General features: G+C 65.6%; 23 protein-coding genes. 9 read left to right on the top strand and 14 right to left on the bottom strand.

The annotated features are described in order from the left end of the window. Positions 1 to 54: 54 nt before the first annotated feature. Positions 55 to 771: a ribonuclease T2 family protein gene (locus tag QOL68_RS06065; RefSeq protein ID WP_282947825.1), complete on the bottom strand. Its 717-nt coding sequence runs from the start codon at positions 769 to 771 to the stop codon at positions 55 to 57. After that, a complete protein-coding gene (gene nadC, locus QOL68_RS06060; RefSeq protein ID WP_282947823.1) occupies positions 758 to 1,606 on the bottom strand; it encodes a carboxylating nicotinate-nucleotide diphosphorylase in 849 nt (282 codons plus the stop codon). Before nadC ends, QOL68_RS06065 begins: the two co-directional genes overlap by 14 nt. Positions 1,607 to 1,702: 96 nt before the next feature. Between nadC and QOL68_RS06055 the strand changes: the two genes are divergently transcribed. Next, positions 1,703 to 2,833 carry an NAD(P)H-dependent flavin oxidoreductase gene (locus tag QOL68_RS06055; protein WP_282947821.1) on the top strand — a complete coding sequence of 377 codons (1,131 nt, stop codon included), beginning with the start codon at positions 1,703 to 1,705 and terminating at the stop codon, positions 2,831 to 2,833. Positions 2,834 to 2,937: 104 nt separating this feature from the next. Here QOL68_RS06055 and QOL68_RS06050 read toward each other — a convergent pair whose 3' ends face one another. After that, positions 2,938 to 3,390 carry a peptidylprolyl isomerase gene (locus QOL68_RS06050; protein ID WP_282947819.1) on the bottom strand — a complete coding sequence of 151 codons (453 nt, stop codon included), beginning with the start codon at positions 3,388 to 3,390 and terminating at the stop codon, positions 2,938 to 2,940. 152 nt (positions 3,391 to 3,542) lie between these two features. Between QOL68_RS06050 and mgtE the strand changes: the two genes are divergently transcribed. Beyond that, entirely contained in the window at positions 3,543 to 5,000 is a 1,458-nt protein-coding gene (gene mgtE / locus QOL68_RS06045) for a magnesium transporter (protein ID WP_282947817.1), read from the top strand. 228 nt (positions 5,001 to 5,228) lie between these two features. Next, positions 5,229 to 5,357, top strand: coding sequence for an entericidin A/B family lipoprotein (locus tag QOL68_RS06040; protein WP_058456656.1), 129 nt, complete (start codon positions 5,229 to 5,231; stop codon positions 5,355 to 5,357). Between the two features lie 17 nt (positions 5,358 to 5,374). Here QOL68_RS06040 and tatC read toward each other — a convergent pair whose 3' ends face one another. The 9 genes from tatC to QOL68_RS05995 all read right to left on the bottom strand — a co-directional run bounded on the left by tatC (position 5,375) and on the right by QOL68_RS05995 (position 12,644). Further along, positions 5,375 to 6,181: a twin-arginine translocase subunit TatC gene (gene tatC, locus QOL68_RS06035; RefSeq protein ID WP_204992995.1), complete on the bottom strand. Its 807-nt coding sequence runs from the start codon at positions 6,179 to 6,181 to the stop codon at positions 5,375 to 5,377. Further along, positions 6,178 to 6,558, bottom strand: a complete 381-nt coding sequence (gene tatB / locus QOL68_RS06030; RefSeq protein ID WP_204992996.1) for a Sec-independent protein translocase protein TatB — start codon at positions 6,556 to 6,558, stop codon at positions 6,178 to 6,180. The genes tatC and tatB overlap by 4 nt, the downstream gene beginning before the upstream one ends. 35 nt (positions 6,559 to 6,593) lie before the next feature. Further along, positions 6,594 to 6,821, bottom strand: a complete 228-nt coding sequence (locus QOL68_RS06025; protein ID WP_058456653.1) for a twin-arginine translocase TatA/TatE family subunit — start codon at positions 6,819 to 6,821, stop codon at positions 6,594 to 6,596. Between the two features lie 25 nt (positions 6,822 to 6,846). Continuing rightward, positions 6,847 to 7,440 (bottom strand): SMC-Scp complex subunit ScpB, encoded by a 594-nt coding sequence (scpB, locus tag QOL68_RS06020; protein WP_282947811.1) that lies wholly within the window; start codon positions 7,438 to 7,440, stop codon positions 6,847 to 6,849. Beyond that, positions 7,437 to 8,210: a segregation and condensation protein A gene (locus QOL68_RS06015; RefSeq protein WP_282947809.1), complete on the bottom strand. Its 774-nt coding sequence runs from the start codon at positions 8,208 to 8,210 to the stop codon at positions 7,437 to 7,439. Before QOL68_RS06015 ends, scpB begins: the two co-directional genes overlap by 4 nt. An 8-nt stretch (positions 8,211 to 8,218) precedes the next feature. Further along, the gene (gene nagZ / locus QOL68_RS06010; RefSeq protein WP_282947807.1) at positions 8,219 to 9,226 is read right to left on the bottom strand and encodes a beta-N-acetylhexosaminidase; all 1,008 of its coding nucleotides are present in this window, start codon (positions 9,224 to 9,226) and stop codon (positions 8,219 to 8,221) included. Between the two features lie 106 nt (positions 9,227 to 9,332). Further along, a complete protein-coding gene (locus QOL68_RS06005; RefSeq protein ID WP_058456649.1) occupies positions 9,333 to 10,109 on the bottom strand; it encodes an SPOR domain-containing protein in 777 nt (258 codons plus the stop codon). Beyond that, positions 10,109 to 11,836, bottom strand: a complete 1,728-nt coding sequence (gene argS / locus QOL68_RS06000; RefSeq protein ID WP_282947803.1) for an arginine--tRNA ligase — start codon at positions 11,834 to 11,836, stop codon at positions 10,109 to 10,111. Before argS ends, QOL68_RS06005 begins: the two co-directional genes overlap by 1 nt. A 136-nt stretch (positions 11,837 to 11,972) precedes the next feature. Next, the gene (locus tag QOL68_RS05995; protein ID WP_282947801.1) at positions 11,973 to 12,644 is read right to left on the bottom strand and encodes a hypothetical protein; all 672 of its coding nucleotides are present in this window, start codon (positions 12,642 to 12,644) and stop codon (positions 11,973 to 11,975) included. Positions 12,645 to 12,793: 149 nt separating this feature from the next. Here QOL68_RS05995 and ispH point away from each other — a divergent pair, with 149 nt between their 5' ends. The 3 genes from ispH to rnhA are packed head-to-tail and all read left to right on the top strand — an operon-like array spanning position 12,794 to position 15,188. Beyond that, positions 12,794 to 13,780, top strand: a complete 987-nt coding sequence (gene ispH, locus QOL68_RS05990) for a 4-hydroxy-3-methylbut-2-enyl diphosphate reductase (RefSeq protein ID WP_282947800.1) — start codon at positions 12,794 to 12,796, stop codon at positions 13,778 to 13,780. After that, a complete protein-coding gene (gene thrB / locus QOL68_RS05985) occupies positions 13,780 to 14,739 on the top strand; it encodes a homoserine kinase (protein WP_282947798.1) in 960 nt (319 codons plus the stop codon). Before ispH ends, thrB begins: the two co-directional genes overlap by 1 nt. Further along, positions 14,736 to 15,188, top strand: a complete 453-nt coding sequence (gene rnhA / locus QOL68_RS05980; RefSeq protein WP_282947796.1) for a ribonuclease HI — start codon at positions 14,736 to 14,738, stop codon at positions 15,186 to 15,188. The genes thrB and rnhA overlap by 4 nt, the downstream gene beginning before the upstream one ends. Before the next feature lie 18 nt (positions 15,189 to 15,206). On the opposite strand, the gene QOL68_RS05975 is transcribed toward rnhA, so the two are convergent. Together QOL68_RS05975 and QOL68_RS05970 are read right to left on the bottom strand one after the other, a co-directional pair. Next, positions 15,207 to 15,383, bottom strand: a complete 177-nt coding sequence (locus tag QOL68_RS05975) for a YegP family protein (RefSeq protein ID WP_082657774.1) — start codon at positions 15,381 to 15,383, stop codon at positions 15,207 to 15,209. Positions 15,384 to 15,472: 89 nt separating this feature from the next. Further along, a complete protein-coding gene (locus QOL68_RS05970) occupies positions 15,473 to 16,603 on the bottom strand; it encodes an NAD(P)/FAD-dependent oxidoreductase (RefSeq protein ID WP_282947795.1) in 1,131 nt (376 codons plus the stop codon). Positions 16,604 to 16,697: 94 nt separating this feature from the next. Between QOL68_RS05970 and QOL68_RS05965 the strand changes: the two genes are divergently transcribed. Genes QOL68_RS05965 through QOL68_RS05955 form a run of 3 tightly spaced genes read left to right on the top strand, consistent with a single transcriptional unit; the run spans position 16,698 to position 19,763 of the window. Beyond that, positions 16,698 to 17,186, top strand: a complete 489-nt coding sequence (locus tag QOL68_RS05965) for an A24 family peptidase (protein ID WP_282947793.1) — start codon at positions 16,698 to 16,700, stop codon at positions 17,184 to 17,186. Positions 17,187 to 17,233: 47 nt separating this feature from the next. Continuing rightward, positions 17,234 to 18,265, top strand: coding sequence for a Flp pilus assembly protein CpaB (gene cpaB / locus QOL68_RS05960; protein ID WP_204993008.1), 1,032 nt, complete (start codon positions 17,234 to 17,236; stop codon positions 18,263 to 18,265). A 1-nt stretch (position 18,266) separates the two neighbouring features. After that, positions 18,267 to 19,763 carry a type II and III secretion system protein family protein gene (locus QOL68_RS05955; RefSeq protein ID WP_058456640.1) on the top strand — a complete coding sequence of 499 codons (1,497 nt, stop codon included), beginning with the start codon at positions 18,267 to 18,269 and terminating at the stop codon, positions 19,761 to 19,763. The last annotated feature ends 3 nt before the right edge of the window (positions 19,764 to 19,766 follow it).

Genomic DNA, 19,766 nt, shown 5'->3' with positions numbered 1-19,766 from the left:
AAAAAGAGTTAACGGCCCGGCCGTCCCAGCCCGGGACGCCATTGCGCCTGATCGTTAACTGCCGGGCATCGGCGTGATGCGCACCGGCTTACCGTCGGGAGCGCCGACCTGGAACGGCTTGCATGCCCGCGGGCGCATTCGCGGACCGAGGCACAGCCGCACTTCGTCCAGCCACCCGTCACGATTGGTCGACACTGCGACCATCGCGGCGGTCACGCCCTTGTTGCGTGCCGCGAAGGCGCGGCGGATGCTCCCCGCCGTCTGCGGCTCGGCGGCGAGTGCCTTCATGTCGGGAAAGTGGACCGCCCGGAACAGCTTCGACGCCGCGGCGAAATAGGCGGCCGGATGCGGGCTCATGCAGGTGCCGTGCTTCGCCCACTCATGCTGCAGCAGCTGCGCCGAGGGTGTCATGCACATATGTTTCTTCAGCACCGGCTGCGGCACGATCTTCGCCGGGCGGCACCATTGCGGATAGTCCCTCGTGTCGGTCTCGGGCCACAAACCGTGCAGCACCCAGCCGAAGCGGCCCTTTTCGCCAGAACATTGGAAACGGTCGCGGACATCCTTCGGGTTCCGGACGTCGGCGCAATGCTGCGGCGACCAACTCATGCTGAGCAAATAGCCTGTCGTCGGCGGCTTGCGCACCGGCTCGTCGCGCGCCGGGCGTTCGAGTCGCGGCACGGAAACGCGGTCAGGCACCGAACAGGAGAGCGCCTGCGCCTGCGCCGTGACCGGCATCAGCGCCAGCGCGACAGCGCTAAGCCAGCGCAAAGTCGAGCCCGATATCGGCTGCGGGCGCCGACTGGGTGAGCCGTCCGACCGACACATAGGTCACGCCGGTCGCGCCGATCGCGTGGATCGTGTCGAGCCGGACGCCGCCCGATGCTTCGGTCGGCACCTTGCCGTCGACCAGCACGACACACTGGCGCAGTTCATCGAGACTCATATTGTCGAGCAACAGATGCGTCGCGCCCGCCGCCAGCGCGGGCCTGACTTGCGCGATCCGGTCGACCTCGACGATGATCCGTTCGATCCCGGCATCGACCGCGCGGCGGACGGCTTCCTCGACCGATCCCGCGACCGCGACATGATTGTCCTTGATCATCGCCGCGTCCCACAGACCCATGCGATGGTTCGTCGCTCCGCCGGTCCGCGTCGCATATTTCTCGAGCACACGCAGGCCAGGAATCGTCTTGCGCGTGTCGAGCAAAGTCGCCCCCGTCCCCGCCAGCGCATCGACATACTGCCGCGTCATCGTCGCGATCCCCGACAGATGTTGCACGGTATTCAGCGCCGAGCGCTCGGCGGTGAGCATCGCGCGCGCGTTGCCCGTCAGCCGCATCAGGTCGCTGCCCGCCGCGACCTGTTCGCCTTCGGCCGCCAGTATCTCGATCTCCATCGCCGGATCGAGCGCGCGGAAGAACATCGCGGCGATCGGCAGACCGGCGACGGTGATCGCGTCGCGGCTGTCCATCACTCCCGAAAAGCGCGCGCCGGCCGGGATCGTCGCCATCGACGTGATATCGCCCCCCGACGCCATATCCTCGGCCAAGGTGCTGCGCACAAAGGCGCCAAGGTCGAAACCGGAAAGGGAAAAATCGCTCATGCGACGAGCGATAGAGGGGCACCCGCGCAAATCAACTTGACGTTTACGTCAACTACCGCTGACATGGCTGCAAATAGAGAAATGGAGAGAGGCCCCATGCAATCCCCGATCTGCGCGATGCTCGGCATCGAATTTCCCCTGCTCGCCTTCTCGCACTGCCGCGACGTCATCGTCGCAGTGTCGAAGGCCGGCGGCATGGGCGTCTTTGGCGCCGCGTCGCTGCCGCCCGAGCGGCTCGAGGAAGAACTGGCGTGGATCGACGCGCATATCGGCGGCCTGCCCTATGGCGTCGACCTGATCGTCCCGAACAGCTTCGCAGGCAAAGGCGAAGCCCGGAGCGAACTGCCGCCGATCCCCGCCGAGCATAAGGCCTTCGTCGCCGACCTGCTCGTCAAGCACGGCGTCGACGACGGAAATCTGGCGCTGCCCAGCATCGGCGGCGGTCTCGGCGAAAATATGACCGACGATGGTGCCGCGAAACTGCTCGAAGTCGCCTTCCGTCATCCGATCAAGCTGATTGCCAATGCGCTTGGCGTTCCGCCGCCGCTGATGCTCGAACTCGGCAAGCGGCATGGCGTACCGGTGGCCGCGCTGGTCGGCACCCGCGACCATGCGCTGGCGCAGGTTCGCGCGGGCGTTGACATCCTTGTCGTCGCGGGCGGCGAAGCCGGCGGCCACTGCGGCGAAGTTGCGACGATGGTGCTCGTTCCCGAGGTCGCGGCTGCCGTCGAAGCCGTCGGCGCGACGACGCCGATCCTTGCCGCCGGCGGTATCGTCACCGGGCGCCAGATGGCCGCCGCGATGGCGATGGGCGCGCATGGCGCCTGGTGCGGATCGGTCTGGCTGACGACCGCGGAGGCCGAGACCAACCCCGTGGTGAAGGAAAAGATGCTCGCCGCCTCGTCGCGCGACACCGTGCGCTCGAAGAGCCGTACCGGCAAGCCGTCGCGCCAACTTCGCTCGCCCTGGACCGACGCCTGGGAGGCCGAGGGCGCGCCGAAGCCGCTACCGATGCCGCTCCAGTCGCTGGTCAGCGAACCGGCGTTGCGCAAGGTCGATAAGCTCTCGGAGGGCGGTCACGAAGGTGCGAAAGCGCTCGCGACCTATTGGGTCGGCCAGGGGGTAGGCCTGATGAACAAAGCGATGGGTGCCGGACAGGTCGTGCAGGAATTCAAGGCCGACTGGATCGCTGCCTGCGAGCGATTGAACGGCTTTATCGAGGACTGACCGCATCATTCGTCACCCCAGACTTGATCCGGGGCCCATCGCATCCCCCAAAAGGACGCGTGGATGCCGGGTCAAGCCCGGCATGACGAACATAATGCCGAAGGCTATTCGCTGACGGTCGCCTTGACGATCTTGCCGGGTTCGCGCGGCGGCTCGCCCGTGGGGAGGGCGTCGACATTGTCCATGCCTTCGATCACTTCGCCCCAGACGGTGTACTGCTTGTCGAGAAAGCGCGCGTCGTCGAAGCAGATGAAGAACTGGCTGTTCGCGCTGTTCGGGTTCTGCGCGCGCGCCATCGAGCAGACGCCGCGGACATGCGGCTCGGCGCTGAATTCCTGCGGCAGGTCGGGAAGCTTGCTGCCGCCCATGCCGGTGCCCGTCGGGTCGCCGCCCTGCGCCATGAAGCCCGGGATCACGCGGTGGAAGACGACGCCGTCGTAAAAGCCTTCCTTGGCGAGCGACGTGATGCGCTCGACGTGTTGCGGCGCAAGGTCGGGGCGCAGGCGGATGACGACATCGCCGGTCGACAGCGAAAGGGTGAGCGTCTGGTCGGACATGATTTGCTCCTTCATTGGGGATTTGGCGGTGCCATAGCGGGGCCGCGCGGCAATGCACGCACTAAATACGCAAATGGACGGCGCGGCGTTGCCATCGTGTGCCCGCGGGACTAGGGGAGGCTCGGACGCCGCATGATCCAGGGAGGACCGCGATGGACAAACGCGAAGAACCCCTGCCGGACGAAGGCGCCATCCTCACCGACGATCGCGATGCCGGCCGTGACCAGCCTGCGCGCGAAACCGAAACCGAACTCGACGAGGATGATCGCCTGCGTCCTCGCTTCGTCCGCGAGGTCATCGACCTTGCCGAGGAAGGCGAAGGCGAGGCCGCGCGCGAGCGCATAGGCCGTCTCCATCCGGCCGACATCGCCGACCTTTTTGAACTCGCAAGCTCCGACGAGCGCCCGGTCCTTGCCGCCGTGCTGGGCGACATGCTCTCCGCCGACGTGCTGGCGGAAATGAACGATTATGTGCGCGAGGAGCTGATCGACCTCCTCGCGCCAGAGCAGGTCGCCGAACTCGCCTCCGAACTCGATACCGACGATGCCGTCGCGATCATCGAGGATATGGAGGAGGACGATCAGCAGGCCGTTCTCGAGGCGATGGAGCCCGAGGATCGCGCCGCGATCGAGGACGCGCTTTCCTACCCGGAGGAATCCGCCGGACGCCTCATGCAGCGCGAATATGTCGCGGTGCCCGAGCATGTGACCGTCGGCGACGTCATCGACCGGCTGCGCGAGGATGTCGACCTCGCGACCGATTTCTGGGAAATCTTCGTCGTCGATCCGCTGCATCGCCCGGTCGGAACCTGCCAGCTGAGCTGGATTCTCCGCACGCCGCGCGACATTGCGGTCAGCGACGTGATGAAGCGCGAGCAGACGCTGATCCCCGTCGACATGGATCAGGAAGAGGTCGCGCTCCGCTTTCAGAAATATGCGCTGATCTCGGCTGCGGTCGTCGACAAGGCGGGGCGTCTCGTCGGAATGATCACGGTCGATGACGTCGTCCATATCATCCAGGAAGAGGCAGGCGAAGACATCCTCCGCCTCTCGGGCGCCGGCGACGGCGACATCAACGAGCCGATCCGCGAAACCTATGCGGCTCGCGTCCGCTGGCTGATCGCCAACCTTGGCACCGCGCTGGTCGCGTCGAGCATCGTCGGCATCTTCGGCGGCGCGATCGAGCATATGGTCGCGCTCGCGGCGCTGATGCCAATCGTCGCCGGCGTCGGCGGCAATGCGGGAACGCAGACGCTGGCGGTCACCGTGCGCGCGCTCGCGATGAACCAGCTCACCGATTCGAACAGCTATCGCGCCGTGTGGCGCGAAATAAAGATCGCGCTGCTCAATGGCGGTACGATCGCAATGATCGCCGGGACCGCTACCGCGCTCTGGTTCGGCAATCCGCAATTGGGCGCGGTCATCGCCGCGGCGATGATCGTGAACATATTCGTCGCTGGCGTAGCCGGGGTAGCGATCCCGCTGCTACTGGACCGGCTCGATCAGGACCCTGCCGTTGCGAGCTCGATTTTCGTCACGATGACGACGGATTCGATGGGATTTCTCGCCTTTCTGGGGCTCGCGGTGGCCAGCGGACTGACGTCGCTCTAGGTCAACGCTCTGAAATCCAAGCGATTCAAATGGGCCGCGAAAAAATTTCACCTGTGTGATTTTTTTCGGGAACTTTTGACGGGTACCGTCCGTTTCCCCTTCGAGCAGCGGTCATCGCCCCCCCGCAGCGCTGCTCAGCAACATTGGCCCGGCCCGCATTCCCTCCCCCCCCCCTCGAAGCGTGCCGGGCCATTTTGCGTCCAAGAAGACCCGTGAGAGGTGAATCAAATGACGAGTATCCGTGTAATCCTCCTCACCCTGCTTGCTAGCTTTCTGGTCGCTGGCTGCAACACGGTGAAGGGCGTTGGCCGCGACATCGAGTCGGTCGGCCAGGCGGGTAGCGACGCCATTCACTGATCGGCGGGAAGCTTACCCTAAGCCTCTTCGAGAGGCTCGACAGGCGCCGCTTCGGCGCCTGTCTTGCGTTTGCGGCCCGTAAACCAGATCGCAAAGATCGACAGCTCGTAGAGAAAGACGAGCGGAATCGCGAGCAGCAGCTGGCTGAGGATATCGGGCGGCGTGAACACCGCAGCGATCGCAAACGCCGCAACGATCATATAGCGCCGCGCAGAAATGAGCTGCTCGCGCGTCACGAGGCCTGCGCGTTCGATCAGCATCAACAGGATCGGCAACAAGAAGGCGATGCCGAACGCCATGATGAACTGCATCACGAAGCTCAGATAATTGCCGACCGAGGGCAGCGCCTCCTGCGTCACCCCGCCGACTTCGCCCTGGTATCCGAGCAGGAATTTAAGGGCGATCGGGATCGTAATGAAATAAGCGAAGCACGCGCCGACCGTGAAGAGCACCGGCGTCGCGAACAGGAAGGGCAGCAGCGCTCGCTTTTCCTTGCGGTACAGGCCGGGAGCGACGAATTTCCAGAGCTGGTTGGCGATCACCGGGAACGCGATCATCATGGCCGAGAACAGCGCGACCTTGATCTCGACGAAGAAGGCCTCGAACAGCTGGGTGTAGATCAGCTTCCCCTGCCCCGCGACGACCAGAGGATGCACGAGAATGCCGAAGATCGGCCGCGCGAAATAGAGACAGACGCCGAAAGCCAGCCCGACCGCGAGCAGCGATTTCAAGAGCCGCGAGCGCAGTTCGATCAGATGGTCGAGCAATGGCATCTTGCCGCCGGCGCCATCCTCGTCGGCCGTTACGGGGGTTTCGGCAGTCATGGCAGCGGCCCATCACGAGGCGGCACTTCGTGCGTCTCGGGCTTGGTGGCCGCGGCCGCATGATCGGGATTTTCGGGCGGTGCCTCGCCGCTGTCGGTCGCGGCAAGAATCGGCGGCGTCCCTGCCGCAGCGTCATCGATCCGCGGAAATTCGCGCATGATCGCGTCATTCTGCTCGCGCCACTGCTTTTCAAGCTCTTCCAGTTCGGCCTCGCGCATCATCGTGTCGAGGCCCGACCGGAAATGGCGCGCCATGCCGCGCGCCTTACCGACCCATTTGCCGACAAAGCGCATCGCCTTGGGCAGATCCTTGGGCCCGATGACCACCAGGGCCACCACCACGACGAGCAGCAACTCGGTGGGCGCGACGTCAAACATGAACTAAAGCTTCCCCCGCAGGCGGCGCGGCGCGATCAGCGGATTTCGGTTTCCGCGGTCGGCGTCGGAGTGGCGGCGTCGGGCGTCCGCTGCCCCTCGATCTGCTTCGGAGCGGGCGGGACATCGTCGTCGGCCATGCCCTTCTTGAAGCTTTTGATGCCCTTGGCGACGTCGCCCATCATGTCGGAGAAGCGGCCCTTGCCGAACAGCAGAAGGACAAGAATACCGACCACGAGCCAGTGCCAGATGCTGAAGCTACCCATCTCAAAATCTCCTTGAAGGGCTCATCTAGGCCTCTTCACCGTCTTTTACTAGGTCCAGTTCGCCCATTGCCTCCTCGAAAGCAAGGTCAACAGGGTCGAGCAGGCCGGCTGCGCGCAAATCCTCGATTCCCGGCAGGTCCTTGCGGCTGGTGAGGCCGAAATGTTGCAGGAAGGCGTCGGTCGTCTTGTAGATCAGCGGCCGCCCCGGAACCTCGCGTCGCCCGGCGGGAGCGACCCATTCGGCTTCCATCAGGACATCGAGCGTTCCCTTCGAGGTCTGAACGCCCCGGATGGCCTCGATCTCGGCGCGGCTGACGGGCTCGTGATATGCAACGATCGCCAGCACTTCGGCTGCGGCGCGCGACAGCTTGCGCGGATCGTCACGCTCGCGGCGGAGCAGGTGTGCAAGATCGGCGGGGGTCTGGAAATGCCAATGGCCGCCGCGCTCGACAAGTTCGACCCCGCTGCCGTCATGGCGCTCGGCGATGCGGAGGATGATCGCGCGCACCTCGCCCGGCGTCATGTCATCCCCGAGCCGCCCCGCAACCTGCCGCGCGTCGAGCGGCTCGTCGCTCGCGAACAACATCGCCTCGATCGCGCGTTCCAGATCGTCGATCATGCTTTTGCGGCTTTCAGATAGAGCGGTTCGAAGGCGGCTTCCTGTTTGAGGTCGATGCGCCCCTGCCGCGCGAGTTCGAGCGCGGCGAGGAAACTAGACGCGATCGCCGAGCGGCGGAGCGGCCCCCGATAGTCGGACGGCAGGAAGTCGGAAAGGTCGGCCCAGTCGAGCTGCACGCCGATCAGTCGTTCGAGGTGGTGCAGCGCCGCATCGAGCGTCACCACCGGCCGCCGCGAAACCATGTGAACGACCGGTTCGGTGCGCAGCTTGACCTGCCCATAGGCCGAAAGCAGGTCATAAAGGCTGGCGTCCCAGCGCCGCAACTTTACATCGCGCAGTCCCTCGGGCTTCGCGCGCAGGAAAACGTCACGGCCGATGCGGTCGCGCGCAAGCAGCCGCGCCGCCGCCTCGCGCATTGCGGCAAGACGCTGAAGACGTAATTGCAGGCGGAGCGCCAGTTCGTCGGGCGACGGCTCCTCGAGCGGATCCTTGGGCAGCAGCAGCGCCGATTTGAGATAGGCGAGCCACGCCGCCATCACCAGGTAGTCGGCCGCCACCTCCAGCTTCGCGCGCATTTCGGCTATGAAGGCCAGGTATTGCTCGACGAGCTGGAGAATCGAAATCTGCCGGAGATCGACCTTCTGCCCGCGCGCCAGCGTCAGCAACAGGTCGAGCGGACCTTCCCAGCTGTCGAGGCTGAGTTGCAGCGCATCCTCGCGTTCCGTTGCCGCCGACGGGGCCAGTTCGAAATCGAGCGGCAGTTCGTCCATCGACGCCCTCAGGCCAGCGCCAGCAGCGCGTCGCGCTGGTCGACGAGCACGTCGAACGCCCGCGAATCGTGGGCGCCAACGATCCGGTCCATCGCCCCTTCGAGCCGCGCGAGCGACACGGTGCTGATCGGATCGAGCGCCTTCGCGATCCCGATCATATCGTCCATCTTCGCCCAGCAATTGAGCGCGATATCGCACCCGGCGGCGATCGCGTCGGCGGCGCGTGAGGGAACATCGCCCGACAGCGCCTTCATGTCGAGATCGTCGGTCATCAGCAGGCCGTGGAAGCCGACGCGCTGGCGGATGATGCTGTCGATGACGAGCGGCGAGAGCGTCGCGGGGCGGTGGGGGTCCCACGCCTCGAAAATCACATGGCAGGTCATCGCCATCGCCGCATCGCGCAGCGCCGCGAAGGGGGCGAGATCGGTCTGCAGGTCGCGGTCCGGGGCGGTGACGGTCGGCAGCGCCTCGTGCGTGTCGAGCAGCGCGCGGCCATGGCCCGGGATATGTTTCACCACCCCGACGACCCCGCCGTCCTGCAATCCCGACAGGATCGCCCGCCCGAGCGCGGCGACGCGCATCGGCTCGCTACCAAGCGCGCGGTCGCCGATGACGTCGCTCGCCCCCGGCTGGCGCACGTCGAGCAGCGGCAGGCAGTCGACCGTGATGCCGACCTCGGCCAGCATCGACGCGAGCGCCATCGCATTGAGCCTTGCGGCTTCGATCGCGCTGGCGGGCGCACGCTCATACAGCGCATCGAACGCGGCGCCGCTCGGGAAATCGGGCCATTCGGGCGCCTTCATCCGCGCGACCCGGCCGCCCTCCTGGTCGATCAGGATCGGCAGGTTGGCGCGGCCGGCGAGGCTGCGCAGTTCGTCGGTCAGGCGCCGCAATTGCTCGCGGTTTTCGATATTGCGCCCGAACAGGATGTAGCCCGCAGGGTTGCTGTCGCGGAAGAAAGCGCGCTCGTCGTCGGTCAGGGTCAGGCCCGAAAGGCCGAAAATCGCCGGTATCATGCGTCAAACTCCACTGGCCGGTACTTCCCGCGCAGCCCGGCCAATGCATGCATGATGACACGGCATTCCTATCGAACCAACGCTTTCTGCGGTAAAATGCGCAAATTTAGCGGACGACGACGCAATTTTCGCCCGCCACGCGCAATTTTCCGCACACGGCCGAGGCATTGCCGGCCGAACCGGCCGAAGCGCGCAGACGATAGACGGTGTTATCGCCGAGCTTCACGGGCGAAACCGATTTGCCGAGATCGGCCAAATAGGGAAAACGCTTTGACAGGTTCGTCCACGCCTTGCCCGCCGCGGCTTCGCTGCTGAATGCGCCGAGCTGGATCATCGCCGATCCGCCCGTCGCCGCCTTGTCGGCTTCCTTGGCGCCCGGCGTCTTGACCGACATGGCTGCGGGCTTGGGCTTGCCCTTGTCGGCGGCGGCGATGCGCGCGGCCTCGTCCTTGGCGGCAGCCGCCTTGTCGGCCTCGGATCTGGTCTTTTCGGCCTTTGCGGCGGCTTCGCGCTCGGCCGGGGTCACCGCCGGCTCTTCGGGCATCCGGCTCGCGTCGACCTTGCCCGACGGTTCGGCGCCTTCGGTTGCGGCAAAGCTGGCATCGCCCTCGCCTTCGAACATCTTGGCGCCATCGGTTTTCGGCGCGACCTTGTAAGCGCCCTTTTGCGCGACGATCAGTTCGCCATCGCCGCGCGCGCCGCCATTCTGCAGCCACCAGAGGCCGCCAAGCACCGCGCCGATCAGGATCAGACCGCCGAGCACCATGACGAGCAGGCGAACCGGCGATACCTCGCCATCGTCGCCCAGATCGTCGGCCGCTTCGAGCCAGGGAAGCCGATCTTCGTCCTCCAGGCCCAGTCCCGCGTCCTTGTCCTCCGCCATCAGCTCATCTCCTCGAGCGCCTCTACCCCCATCAGGTGGAGCCCGTTTCGGATAACCTGCCCGATTCCATCGGCGAGATAAAGGCGGGTCGCGGTCAATTCGGGGTCATTTACCAAAATGATACGGGCGTCGGGACGATCGTTACCCATGTTCCACCAGGCATGGAACGCGGCCGCGATCTCGCCGAGGAAGAAGGCGATCCGGTGCGGTTCGCGCGCCGAGGCGGCCGATTCGACGATCCGCGGGAATTGCGCGAGCAGCTTGACAAGCCCCAGCTCGTAATCATCGAGCCGCGCCGTGTTCGGCGTGGCCGGCGCGACGCCTGCGTCCGCGAGCCTGCGCTTCAGCGAGGCGATCCGGGCGTGGGCGTACTGGACATAAAAGACCGGATTGTCCCGCGACGCCTCGACCACTTTCGCGAAGTCGAAGTCCATCTGCGCGTCGGCCTTGCGCGTCAGCATGGTGAAGCGCACCGCATCCTTGCCGACCTCGTCGACGATGTCGGCGAGGGTCACGAAATTGCCCGCCCGTTTCGACATCTTGAACGGCTCGCCATTCTTGAGCAGCCGGACCATCTGCACCAGCTTGACGTCGAAACGGGTCTTTCCGCCGGTCAGCGCCGCGACCGCGGCCTTGATCCGCTTGACCGTTCCCGCATGGTCGGCGCCCCAGATGTCGATCAATTCATCGGCGTTCTGGCTTTTCTGGAAATGATAGGCGAGGTCGGCGCCAAAGTAGGTCCAGCTGCCGTCCGATTTCTTGATCGGCCGATCCTGGTCGTCGCCGAACTGCGTCGAGCGGAACAGCGGCAGCTCGACCGGCTCCCAATCCTCGGGTGTCTCGCCCTTGGGAGCTTCCAGCACGCCATCATAGACGAGATCATGATCGCGCAGCCACTTTTCAGCAGCCGCGGGCTTGCCTTCGGCCTGCAATTCGGCCTCGGACGAGAAGAGATTGTGGTGGATGCCGAGCTTTGCGAGGTCGGCGCGGATCATGTCCATCATCGCCGCGACCGCGGCGGTGCGGAACGGAACGAGCCATTCGCTCTCGGGCGCGCCGACGAACCGCTCGCCATATTCGGCCGCCAGCTTCGCCGCGACGGGTTTCAGATAGTTACCGGGATAGAGCCCTTCCGGGATCGCGCCGATCTCTTCGCCAAGCGCTTCGCGGTACCGGATGTGCACCGACCGCGCGAGCACATCGACCTGCGCGCCCGCGTCGTTGACATAATATTCGCGGATGACCTCGTACCCGGCATATTCGAGCAACGCGGCCAGCGCGTCGCCGACGACCGCGCCGCGACAATGGCCGACGTGCATCGGTCCCGTAGGGTTCGCCGATACATATTCGACATTTACCGAGCGACCTTCACCCATTTTCGAGCGGCCATAATCCCCTGCTTCGGCATGAATAAGCGCGAGTTCGTCGCGCCAGCTGTCATCGGCGAGGCGCAGGTTGATGAAACCCGGGCCGGCGACGCTCGCCTCGGTCACTTCATCGAGCGCGCCGAGTTCGGCGACCAGCAGTTCGGCAAGCGTGCGCGGGTTGGTGCCCGCGGGTTTGGCAAGCACCATCGCGGCGTTGGTGGCGACGTCGCCGTGCGAAGGGTCGCGCGGCGGCTCGACGCTGATCGCGCTGCGGTCGAGGCCGGCAGGCAAGGCATCGCGGGCGACAAGCGCATCGAGGGCGGTGCCGATATGGTCGGAGAAACGGCTGAACAGGGTCACGGCGGATCCTAGCTTTGGGTCAAATATCGTCGGGGCGCCCTAGCCTAGGCGGGGCAACGCGAAAAGCCCTGCGCCGCCAAAAAGGCGTCGCAGGGACGAACGAAGCGCAGGGCGCGAACGGGCGCCGCCGCGCGGCTTATCGTCGGACGTTATATTCGAGCTGGTCCTGGGTCAGCTGGAAGCCGACGAGCAGTTCGAAACTGGCGCGTTGCACCGCGGTACGCACTTCGGGGATGCTCAGGGGGTCGACCGCTGCGTCTTCCTCGCCTGCCTTACGCTTGCGCGTGATGCGTTCCTGGATGTCGGCAGGCAGCGTCGCGGCCGCGCGGTCGACATAGGCGGCCGCCTGACCATGGCCCGTCCCGCGCACCTGGCCGTCGGCAAAGCTGACCGTCACCTGGCCGATCCGCTTCGACACGACGGCGGTGCCGCCCTGCACGACGGTCGAGAAATAGGGCAAGGTCACCGTCCGCGCCGGGCCGGCATCGCGGCGCGTTGCGATAACGTCGAAATTGGCGAGCTGATAGACTTTCTCGCCTTCTTCATTGCACTGCGGCGTCAGGTTGGTGATCGTCGCGACGACGTCGATCGCGCTCGCATCGCGGCTCGTCGCGGGATCGAAGAGGGTGATGTCGCCGGTATAGGTCGGGACGGCGATCGCAGGGCACGCGCTGCGCGTCGAGGTGATGCCGACCCCCGACGAAACGTCGATATCATTGTCCTTTGCGCAGCCCGCCACCGTCGCCAGCGCAGCGGCTCCGCCGAGCAGGGCAACAAATTTACGGAAGGACAACGAAGATGACATCATAAAAACCGGACTTTCCAAACTCGCGCGGAGGCATCGAAGGGCTGCTCGCCCTTCCATGCGCGCCGCTTCTTATCGGTGCGATGAACGAGGCGCAACACGGACGAAGCCGCTTTACCGCGATAGTTGTGCTGCGCTAGAGCGCGCGGACCATGAACGCTCCCGACAATATAGTGCGCCCGCAAGGCAGCGAAAGCGCGATCCTCAATGTATTAATCGCGGCGCCGCGCGGCTTTTGCGCGGGCGTCGACCGCGCGATCCGCATCGTCGAACTGGCGCTGCTGCGCTTTGGAGCGCCGGTCTATGTCCGTCACGAAATCGTGCACAACCGCTACGTCGTTGAATCGCTGAAGGCCGAGGGAGCGATTTTCGTCGAATCGCTAGACCAGGTCCCCGACGGCGTCCCGGTAGTGTTCAGCGCGCACGGCGTGCCCAAGGCAGTGCCCGCCAAGGCCGAAGCGCGCGGGCTCGACTATATCGACGCGACCTGCCCGCTGGTGTCAAAAGTGCATCGTCAGGCCGAGCGTGCGCATGAGGCCGGACGCCACATCGTCTTTGTCGGCCATTCGGGCCATCCCGAGGTCATCGGCACGCTCGGCCAGTTGCCACAAGGAGCGATGACGCTGGTCGAATCGGTCGACGACGTCGCGGCGCTATCGCCGCCCGATCCGGAAAATCTGTCCTTCCTGACGCAGACCACGCTGTCGGTCGACGACACGCGCGACATCATTGCCGCGCTACAACATCGTTTCCCGTCGATCAGTGGCCCGCGCGGCGAAGATATCTGTTACGCGACATCGAACCGGCAGGACGCCGTGAAAGCGATCGCCGGACGGTGCGACCGCATGATCGTGATCGGCGCGCCGAACAGCTCGAACAGCCTGCGCCTCGTCGAAGTCGCCGAGCGGCTGGGCACCCCGGCGCATCTGGTCCAGCGCGGAACCGACGTCGATTCAGACTGGCTGCGCGATATCGCGACGCTCGGCATCACCGCAGGCGCGAGCGCCCCCGAGATGCTGGTCCGCGAAGTGATCGACGCCGTCGCGGCGCATCGGCCGATCCGCGAGGAGGTCGTTGTGACGGCCGAAGAAAATATGGTCTTCAAGCTGCCGCGCGGGCTCGAACCGGCGGCGAACTGATGGCGGTCTATACGCACGTCGACCCCGACGACCTCGCGGCGCTCGTCGCGCGCTACGACATCGGCACCGTCCTGTCGTGCAAAGGGATCGCCGAGGGCGTCGAGAACAGCAACTTCCTGCTGGAAACGACCGGTGGCCGCTTCATCTTGACGCTCTACGAAAAGCGGGTGAGCGAAGGCGACCTACCCTTCTTCGTCGACTTGCTGAATCATCTCGCGCGTCGCGGCAGCCCCGTGCCCGCGATGATCGAGGATCGCGAAGGCCGCACGATCCAACGCGTCTCCGGACGCGCCGCCTGCATCATCCAGTTCCTGCCGGGCATTTCGCTGACCCACCCCTCGCCGCGCCAATGCGAGGCGGCGGGCGAGGCGCTGGGCACAATGCATCGCGCGGTCGCCGATTTCGCGGGGGGGCGCGAAAACAGCATGGGGCACCGCCACTGGCGCGGTATCGCAGCAGCGACGGGCGATCTCGATACGGTAATTCCGGGGCTGCAAGCGGTCGTGGACGACGAACTCGCCTATCTCGACGCCCACTGGCCGTCGGGGCTGCCGGCCCATGTGATCCATGCCGACCTGTTTCCCGACAATGTGCTGATGCTCGGCGACACGGTCACGGGGCTCATCGACTTCTATTTCGCGGCCAGCGACTTTCGTGCCTATGACGTCGCGGTCACGCATGCCTCCTGGACCTTTTCGGACGACGGCGCGACCTGCGACACCGGGCGAGCAAGCGCGCTGATGCGGGGTTATGCAAAGGCGGTCGCGCTGTCCGAGGCCGAGACGGCAGCCCTGCCCCTGCTCGCGCGCGGCGCATCGCTGCGCTTCCTGCTGACGCGCGCGCACGACTGGGTCCATACGCCCGCCGACGCGCTGGTCACGCGCAAGGATCCCGCGCCCTTCCTGAACCGCCTGCGCCGCTATCAGGCCGCCGACGCCGCCAGCCTGTTCGCCGCATGACCGAGGGCCGGACGGTGATCGTCGCCACCGATGGCGCGTGCAAGGGCAATCCGGGGCCCGGCGGCTGGGGCGCGGTGCTGCGCTGGGGCGATGTCGTGAAGACGCTTTCGGGCGGCGAAGTTGACACGACCAACAATCGCATGGAATTGATGGGAGCGATCGAGGCGCTCGCGGCACTCAGGCGGCCATGCAACGTCGAATTGTCGACCGACAGCGTCTATGTCCGCGACGGCATCACCAAATGGGTTTTCGGCTGGCAGAAGAACGGTTGGAAGACCGCCGCAAAAAAACCGGTCGCCAATGCCGACCTGTGGCAGCGGCTGGTCGCCGAGGCGAAACGGCACAAGATCGAATGGATCTGGGTCAAGGGCCATGCGGGGCATGGCGACAATGAACTGGCCGACAAACTGGCGAGCGATGCGGCCTTGGAAGCGGCGCGGGCGCGCTGAACGCCCGCGCACCGTCGATTATTCGGTCTCGCGCACTTCCGCGCCGGGGCCATTCTTCAAAATCGACTCGATGGCATTCTTCGCGGATGCCTTGCTGCTATAGCCTTCGGTCCAGAAGATCGCTTCGCTATTATACTTGAAATAGGCGACAAATTCGCCGGCCTTGTTCTTCTTGATCTCGAAATAATGGGCCATACCATCCTCCACAGGTCGGGCCGTGCCGGGGGCGACGCAGCCAACCCCATGCTAATGCGCCTTTTTCTCCGCGCAAGCCGGTAGATTGGTCAGGCAAAGCGCGCGGGCGCAAAAGGCGCAGGATCGACTTCACCGATGGCGCCACCCGGCCGCGGCGCGCCAAGCTTCGCCGCAAGCAGCCCGCCGATCGCCGGCGATGTCTGAATGCCGAACCCGCCCTGCCCTGCACACCAGACGAAGCCGGGGACGTGCGGATCGGCACCGAAGACGGGCAGCCGGTCGGGGGCGAAACTGCGAAGGCCCGCCCATTTGCGTTCGACGGCGGCGATGGGCCAGTCGACGACCTCTTGCAGCCGGTCGATCGCGATCGCGACATCGAGTTCCTCCGGCGCGGCGTCGCAGGGCGCGGACGGCGTCTCGTCATGCGGGCTGAGCCACACCCGTCCCTCGCTCTCGCCCTTGAAGTAGAAGCTGCCGCCGACGTGAATCACGAGCGGCAACGACGCGGGAACCGGGACGCCCAGCCGCAACTGCACGACCGTCCGCCGATAGGGCTGGATGCCGAGCGGACGGGCGCCGCATCGCACCGCGACCGTATCGGCCCACGCCCCCGCCGCGTTGACGATGACATTGGCGTGCAACATGTCCGTCCCGACCTGTACCTCCCAGCCGGAGGCCGTCCGCCGGGCGGACGTCAGCGTGGCGCTGGTCGCAAGCTGCGCGCCCGCACGCTTCGCCGTGCGCAGAAAGGCCGCGTGCAAAGCGCCGACATCGATATCGCTGCAGGCGCCCTCATAGGCCGCCTCGCTCCAGTCGGGCCGGATGCCGGGCACGATACGCGCCACCTCAACCCCGCTCATGCGCTGGATATCGACGCCCTTCGCCGCGAAGCCCGCGGTAAATTCGTCCACAACCGCGGCCTCGTCGCGCCGTCCCAGATTGAACGCCGCCCGCGGCGACAGGAAGCCGCGCTCGGAAAAATCAGCCGGAGGATCGCGCAGCAGGTCGAACGATGCCTTCGACAGCGGCTGGATGGCCGGGCCGCCATAGGTTTCGTGCCAGAAGGCCGCCGACCGGCCGGTCGCATGATAGCCCGGCATGGCTTCGGCCTCGATCAGCAGCACCCGCCGGTGCGGGGCCAGCGACGCCGCGAGGCTGGCCCCGCCAATGCCCGCGCCCACGATCAGGACGTCGATGGAGGAAGGGAGCGAACCGATCATAGCCGCCGCATATCGGCTGGCTAGCGGAATGCAAGCCGCGCGCGGCCCGATCATGGTTACTTTTTGGTAAGCCATGATCACTAGGAGAAGACCGATGCAAAACGGTCCGATCACGCTTGGTCTGATGGCACTTCTCGCGGTGCTGATGATCGTCGCGGCGGTGAGCGACCTGCGCACCCGCACGATATCGAACCGCCTGAATGCCGCGATCGCGCTGCTCGCCATCCCCTTCTGGATCACCAGCGGTCTGGCACTTTGGCCCGAAATCCCGCTCCAGTTCGGCGCCGCCTTTGCGGTGTTTCTGATCTTCGCCGGTCTGTTTGCGCTGGGCGCGATGGGCGGCGGCGACGTGAAGATGATCGGCGGCGTTATGCTGTGGATTCCGCTCCCGCTGTTCATTCCGATGTTGACGCTCATGGCAATCGGCGGCGGGATCCTGTCGGCCGTGATGCTGATCCACTCGAAAATTCGCCCTTCGGACAAGATGATAGAGGTTCCCTATGGGGTCGCTATCGCCGCAGCCGGACTTTGGGCGCTTCACCAACACTATCTTAACCAGTTTCAGTTTATCGCTGTGAGTTGAGGGCAAGCGCCACCACCTCTGGTTGGCGCAGGAGGCGAAAAATCGTCATGGATACGCGAAAGATTATGCTGATCGTCGGCGCGCTGGTGATTGCCATCGGCGCGGCGTTCGGGGTCAACCAGATGATGCGGGGCGCAACAGCGCCGCAGGCACGCGCCGCGGCCGCGCCGGAAATCAATGGCCCCATGATCCTCGTCGCAACGCGGCAGCTGCCGGCGGGCACGATTATCGGTCCGGACAGCTTCCGTTTCCAGCCCTGGCCGAAGGAGCTGGTCGAGAAGGCCTATTTCCTGAAGGAAGAGACCGAAGTCCAGAATCTGGTCGGCACGGTCGTTCGCTATCCGATCACCGCAGGGCAGCCGTTGACGCAGGGCGCGCTCGTCCACCCCGACGATCGCGGCTTCCTCGCCGCGGCGCTTGGCCCGGGGATGCGCGCCGTGACGGTGAAGGTCAGCCAGGAACAAGGTGTCGCGGGCTTCGTCTTCCCCGGTGACCGCGTCGACGTCGTCCTCGCGCAGAAGCTCTCGGTCAAGGAAGGCAGCGCCTATCCCGACGATGAGCTTTACACCGCCGAAACGATCGTGCGTAACGTCCGCGTCCTTGCGACCGACCAGCGCTACGACGCCGAAGATGAAACCGGCAAGACGCCCGTCCGCACTTTCGGCTCGGTGACGCTCGAAGCGACGCCGGAAATCGCCGAGAAGATTGCCGTCGCCCAGAATATGGGCCAGCTCTCGCTGGCGCTCCGCCCGCTCGCCGAAAACAGCGGCGACCTTGAGGCGGCCATTGCTTCGGGCGAAGTGAACGTGCCCGCCGGCGGTGGTACCGCCGCCGAAAAGAAGATGCTGGCCGAAGCCGCCGCGCGTCCGACCTCGGCCAAGTCGTCGGCGACGACCGGTGGCGACGTTTCGCGCTTCTGGGTTCCGGTTCGTGGCCGCGTGTCGGCTCCGCGCCAGCCGCAACAACAGCAGTCGTACAGCGGCGCGCCCGTTTCGATGGGCCCCGCGGCGCCCCAGGGTCCGGTCGTTCGCGTGACCCGCGGTGACAAGGTGACCGAAATTACGGTTGGGGGTAAGTAAGATGAACAGCAAAGCCACTTTCAAGGTCGCGGCGCTCGCCCGCACCCTGGCCATCGGCCTGGTCGCAGCGACCCTGGTCTCGGCCCCGGTGCAGCAGGCGGCGGCGCAGGCGACGCAGAACGCCAGCAGCAGTGTCGACCTGTCGGTCGGTCGCGGCCGCCTGATCAGCCTGAGCGCGCCGATGACCGACGTGTTCGTCGCCGACGACAAGGTCGCCGACGTCCAGGTCCGCTCCAGCCGCCAGCTCTATGTCTTCGGCAAAGCGCCCGGCGAAACGAGCATCTATGCGACCGATGCCAGCGGCCGGGTCGTCTATTCGACCGTCGCCCGTGTCGGCAACAACATCGAGACGATCGACCAGATGCTGTCGCTCGCAATGCCCGATGCAAAGATCGCGTCGAACACGATGAACGGCTTCATCCTGCTGACCGGCACCGTGCCGTCGCCCGACGATGCGGCGGAGGCCGAGCGCCTCGTCCAAGCGTTCGTAGGCGACCAGACCAAGGTGCTGTCGCGCCTTCGCACCGCAACCCCGCTGCAGGTCAACCTGCAGGTCCGCATCGCCGAAGTGAACCGCACGCTTCTCAAGGAAATCAGCGGAAACCTGCTGACCCGCGACCGCGACGGCCAGTTCGGCAACGGCTTCCTCGGCAGCGTGGTACGGGGCCGCACGGCGGGTACGATCACGTACCCGGGCGAGGGTTCCTCGGGCGCGACCGGGACCACCTATCAGTTCACTACGCCTGCCGGCGTCAACAGCTTCGGCGCCGCCGGCCGCCTCTTCGGCCTCGATGTCATGGCCTCGCTCGACATCGGCGAACGGTCGGGCATGGTCGTCACGCTCGCGCAGCCGAACCTGACCGCGATTTCGGGCGAAACCGCCGACTTCCTCGCGGGCGGTGAATTCCCGGTTCCGATCCCGGGCAATTTCGCAAGCACCACGATCGAGTATCGCAAATATGGCGTCAGCCTGGCCTATACGCCGACCGTTCTTTCGAACGGCCGCATCAGCCTGCGCGTGCGCCCGGAAGTGTCGGAACTGTCGACCGAAGGCGCCATCGAAATGGACGGCTTCCAGGTCCCGGCGCTGACTATCCGCCGCGCCGAGACGACGGTCGAACTCGGTTCGGGCGAAAGCTTCATGATCGCGGGCCTGATGAACAACCGTTCGATCGGCGCGATCGACAAGGTTCCCGGCCTCGGCGACGTTCCGCTTCTCGGTACGCTGTTCAAATCGGACAGCTTCCGCCGTGGCGAGACCGAGCTGGTAATCGTGGTGACGCCCTATCTCGTCCAGCCGGTCACGGCGAACGAGATCAAGCTGCCGACCGATGCCTATCAGGACTCGAACGACCTGCAGCGCCTGCTCCTCAACCAGACGAGCGACGGCGTGACGGGCGGCGACCGGCCGAAACCGAAGCTCGATACAACGGTGGGCGATGCCGACCGTCCGCGCGCTGCCGGCACGGCCGCGCCGGGTTTCAGCGTCGGCAAGTGACAC

Source organism: Sphingopyxis sp. Geo25 (genome assembly GCF_949769135.1).
Taxonomy (GTDB): Bacteria; Pseudomonadota; Alphaproteobacteria; order Sphingomonadales; family Sphingomonadaceae; genus Sphingopyxis.
The sequence above is the reverse complement of the archived record's forward strand: the minus strand, read 5'-3'. Positions and strand labels throughout refer to the sequence as shown.

Bases quoted from the DNA above. Each gene is read 5' to 3' on its own strand.
- nadC (WP_282947823.1), bottom strand. From the start codon at position 1,606: ATGAGCGATTTTTCCCTTTCCGGTTTCGACCTTGGCGCCTTTGTGCGC.
- QOL68_RS06055 (WP_282947821.1), top strand. From the start codon at position 1,703: ATGCAATCCCCGATCTGCGCGATGCTCGGCATCGAATTTCCCCTGCTC.
- QOL68_RS06050 (WP_282947819.1), bottom strand. From the start codon at position 3,390: ATGTCCGACCAGACGCTCACCCTTTCGCTGTCGACCGGCGATGTCGTC.
- mgtE (WP_282947817.1), top strand. From the start codon at position 3,543: ATGGACAAACGCGAAGAACCCCTGCCGGACGAAGGCGCCATCCTCACC.
- QOL68_RS06040 (WP_058456656.1), top strand. From the start codon at position 5,229: ATGACGAGTATCCGTGTAATCCTCCTCACCCTGCTTGCTAGCTTTCTG.
- tatC (WP_204992995.1), bottom strand. From the start codon at position 6,181: ATGACTGCCGAAACCCCCGTAACGGCCGACGAGGATGGCGCCGGCGGC.
- tatB (WP_204992996.1), bottom strand. From the start codon at position 6,558: ATGTTTGACGTCGCGCCCACCGAGTTGCTGCTCGTCGTGGTGGTGGCC.
- QOL68_RS06025 (WP_058456653.1), bottom strand. From the start codon at position 6,821: ATGGGTAGCTTCAGCATCTGGCACTGGCTCGTGGTCGGTATTCTTGTC.
- scpB (WP_282947811.1), bottom strand. From the start codon at position 7,440: ATGATCGACGATCTGGAACGCGCGATCGAGGCGATGTTGTTCGCGAGC.
- QOL68_RS06015 (WP_282947809.1), bottom strand. From the start codon at position 8,210: ATGGACGAACTGCCGCTCGATTTCGAACTGGCCCCGTCGGCGGCAACG.
- nagZ (WP_282947807.1), bottom strand. From the start codon at position 9,226: ATGATACCGGCGATTTTCGGCCTTTCGGGCCTGACCCTGACCGACGAC.
- QOL68_RS06005 (WP_058456649.1), bottom strand. From the start codon at position 10,109: ATGGCGGAGGACAAGGACGCGGGACTGGGCCTGGAGGACGAAGATCGG.
- QOL68_RS05995 (WP_282947801.1), bottom strand. From the start codon at position 12,644: ATGATGTCATCTTCGTTGTCCTTCCGTAAATTTGTTGCCCTGCTCGGC.
- ispH (WP_282947800.1), top strand. From the start codon at position 12,794: ATGAACGCTCCCGACAATATAGTGCGCCCGCAAGGCAGCGAAAGCGCG.
- thrB (WP_282947798.1), top strand. From the start codon at position 13,780: ATGGCGGTCTATACGCACGTCGACCCCGACGACCTCGCGGCGCTCGTC.
- rnhA (WP_282947796.1), top strand. From the start codon at position 14,736: ATGACCGAGGGCCGGACGGTGATCGTCGCCACCGATGGCGCGTGCAAG.
- QOL68_RS05975 (WP_082657774.1), bottom strand. From the start codon at position 15,383: ATGGCCCATTATTTCGAGATCAAGAAGAACAAGGCCGGCGAATTTGTC.
- QOL68_RS05970 (WP_282947795.1), bottom strand. From the start codon at position 16,603: ATGATCGGTTCGCTCCCTTCCTCCATCGACGTCCTGATCGTGGGCGCG.
- QOL68_RS05965 (WP_282947793.1), top strand. From the start codon at position 16,698: ATGCAAAACGGTCCGATCACGCTTGGTCTGATGGCACTTCTCGCGGTG.
- cpaB (WP_204993008.1), top strand. From the start codon at position 17,234: ATGGATACGCGAAAGATTATGCTGATCGTCGGCGCGCTGGTGATTGCC.
- QOL68_RS05955 (WP_058456640.1), top strand. From the start codon at position 18,267: ATGAACAGCAAAGCCACTTTCAAGGTCGCGGCGCTCGCCCGCACCCTG.